2 protein-coding genes are annotated in these 3,473 nt (G+C 32.8%); one reads left to right on the plus strand and one right to left on the minus strand.

What is annotated here, in order from left to right; genetic code table 11:
* The coding region (locus tag AC1DSL_RS16460) for a sensor histidine kinase (protein WP_477533022.1) at window positions 1-753 on the plus strand (753 nt) is incomplete at its 5' end.
* Window positions 754-1,405: 652 nt separating this feature from the next.
* Here the strand turns inward: AC1DSL_RS16460 and AC1DSL_RS16465 are convergent.
* Window positions 1,406-3,473 (minus strand): dockerin type I domain-containing protein (locus tag AC1DSL_RS16465; protein WP_477533023.1); only part of this gene is annotated, 2,068 nt, incomplete at its 5' end.

Here is a 3,473-nt window from a genome sequence, read left to right on the forward strand (position 1 = left end):
TCAGCAACCAAAGTTAAAGAGRCTGAATTACAACAACTATTTTCTTCTTTTAAGATAATGACAAAGCGTTTGCAACAACTTGAACAAATGAGAACTGATTTACTTGCAGGTGTTTCTCATGAATTAAGGACCCCAGTTACTTCGATTCGTGGGATGATTCAAGCCGTCCAAGGAGGCATTGTCACTGGTGAAACAGCGGATCAATTTTTAGTAACAACGTTAGAAGAAGCTAAGAGAATGCAAAAAATGGTAGAAGATTTATTAGATTTTGCTTCGTTAGAATCCAGCACTGTTCATGGAGTGTTTGTATTGTTCCCTCTCTGGGAGGTAATAGAAGAGGTAATGCAACAGGTTCATTCCATAGATGGTTTTAAAGATATAGACTTTGATGCCTCTCCTTTAATCAAACCACTGAAAATAGTTGCCGATAGAGGTCAAATTAAGCAAATTCTACTTAACCTCTTAATGAATAGTGCAGGAGCAGAAGCTACTAAAATCACCTTAAGCATGACTATTGAAGATAAAAAGCTGTACCTTGATATATCAGATAATGGTAAAGGGATTGCAGAATCAGAAATTCCTTATATTTTTGAACGATATTATCGAGGAGACAGTAAAAGAAAGAAGAAGCAGGGATTAGGACTTGGGTTACCATTAAGTCGATTACTTGCTGAAGCTAATAATTGTGAATTGTTCTTAGTATCAACCTCACCGCATGAAACTATATTTCGTCTCATGTTACCTATTGAATGAACAATTAAGTCAGTTTTGGATCAGATGGAGGAAAGAGGCATTTAATAGTTTTGTTGTTTCCATGCATTTCCTTCGGCAATAACTGGTATGCCTCCATTTAATGCTGCATTGTTGATAAAAGTATTGTTTAACTATTATATTAAAATAAAGCAAACTAATAAAGCTTAATAATGGTGGAATTACTAATCAATCCTGAAAAAAAGGAATGTCACTTATCATAAGAGACATTCCTTTTTTACCCTTTTATATCATTAAGTTCACTCAGTAGCCTTTTCAAATAAATAAAGAGCTGCTTAACAGCTAATGAATCATCAAATTAAGCACTTGTTTTTTGAATAAGAGCTGTCCTCTTCCGATTGGAAAAGCTGATTAGTTTTAAAAATGGCTGTAAAAAGAGAATCAAACATCTTATTCTTTGTTTTCGTTATAAAAACAAAGCAGTTCAGCGATCTTGTGTATCCTGTCAATGTGTACCCTAATGGAACTGATGCTTTTTGAACGCAGAGAGATTGATTTCAAAAGTAATTAAAAAACCTTAACCCAAAAAAATACAGGGTTAAGGCTACTTAAAATCTTATTTAATTACTGCCCCTATTTACTGTAGTAAGCCAAAAAAATGGTTCTTCGTTTGATTATAGAAACTAGCTTAGGATTATTTTAATCCTAACTGATTTAACACAGTATCTAATGTAGAACCTTTATACTTAGTTTTCGCTTTAGGTGGATTTGGAACTGTACTATTTTGTAATCCATAGTTTTTAATAAGAAGATCCATATCCTTTTTATCAACAACTCCATCGAAGTTCAAATCTGCACCTGATTTATTTGTTCCCCAATTTGTTTGTAGGTATAATGCATCCATTATATCAATTACATTATCTTTATTTGCATCTCCAGCTTTAGCCTGAGCAAGTGCAGAACCAAATCTATATCCGATTGCTTCTCCTCGAACGTCATAAGATAGTACTAACGACTTATACATCGTAAAATGACCTGGTACATCTACTTTTAATGTAGAAGCATTTTTATCAGCTTTCATTCCATCTGCAATGTAGCCTCCATATTTGTTTTCTATTGGAGCCTCAATAACAGTTTTACCATCATATGACGTTACAGTTACTTTTGCACCAATTTTGGTTTGATCTAACGCGTAATTCGTTTGGCCTGTTAAAGGATCAGTCGTTCCTTCTAAATTCAAGTTACCATTTATCCTTGAATATGTGTTTTTCATTTTAACACTTTCCATATAAGTATATACATTATTTGTTACTACATTTGATTGATCAACTGTAGTTCCAGTCATTTCCATGTCAAACCAGTTAACAGAGAAATTTGTATTTGGCGTATAATGTTTAACTGTATTTAAATCGAAATTAACTAATTGCATATCTTCTGGTAATGCTTTATTTCCTAAATAGTTAAAAGTAATTGTATAAGTCGTATCAAAATCATCAGATGTTGATGTTACAGAAACTTGTGCATCCCCATATTGCTTAACTGCATCATTTACAACAACATTATTAATTGTAGCTAAGTCACCATTGTCTTTCATGACTGGAATTGTAATCTTTGATGTTTTTAGGTTTTTAATATTATTCGAACGAATAGAATAATTTATAGTATCTCCGGTAGAAGCGGCTTGTTTATTTGCTTTTAAGTAATAGTAAGGGTAAGTATTAGAAACAAAAGCTACCCTTAGCATTGACGTACCRTCTGAAGTAAAGTTTCTTGCATCATCATAAGCATAAAACTGAACTTTTAAAGGTGTAGACCTTTTTTTCACTAGTATTTGATCGTTGTAATTTCCATTTTTATCAGTGTTAATTGGAAATGCTGAATATGGACTATCGTAAAATGAAACCACTGCATTGCTTGATTGATCAATTGGAATTCCAACACGATTAGCATCAGCCACTTCAGGATCATTTACATTAATATTGAAATCATATAAATATTCTCCATTTGAATCGAATTGACTATCATTATATTCAATAACTTTTTGATCTAACGAATCAAAACTTGATGTCATTGTTGGTTTGCCTTTTTCGAAGATGAAATCCGCTACTTTCGTAAATACTTTCCCCTGATCATTTGTTCCAATCATTTTTAATTTATAGTTACCTGTTTTTGCATCAACATAATCACTGTTAATCGGATTTTTCGAATCACCTGTAAACGGATAGTAACCCCCAGTGAATGCAATAGGAATACCATAAACTTGGTTTTCATTCAAAATTCGAGGATCAAAAGACCCTAGGAAACCAATATCTTGACCCGTTGAATCTTGTAATACTACATCTAAAGTCTTCATAAAGGACTTTATTGAGAATTGAAAACCAAGGAATTGCATGGCATTTTCTGGCCAACGTGTATCGCCAGAATACATTGGACTTCGTACTGTAAAGGTATCAATCCCTTCATTAATAACACGTCCGCCAAATGGAATTTGATACGTTTCAGTTGGATCTGCATTATTTGTAAAGACGATATATCCCTCATATGTTCCTTTTTCGGCTGTTTTCGGAATGTTTAAGTCAAATTTAATTGATTTTTGACTAGTTCCATTTAATTTAACTGAAGTTGGACCTGTTAAGGTCACTCCATTTTGAGCTGCATCTTTGGAATCTCTTAATCCTGTTTGGAATTTAACATTTACACTAAATGTTTTTGCTTTTTCACTTCTATTTTTCACTGTAATATTACGTGAATCATTAATATCT

This window comes from Paenisporosarcina sp. P4_D4, assembly GCF_056401835.1.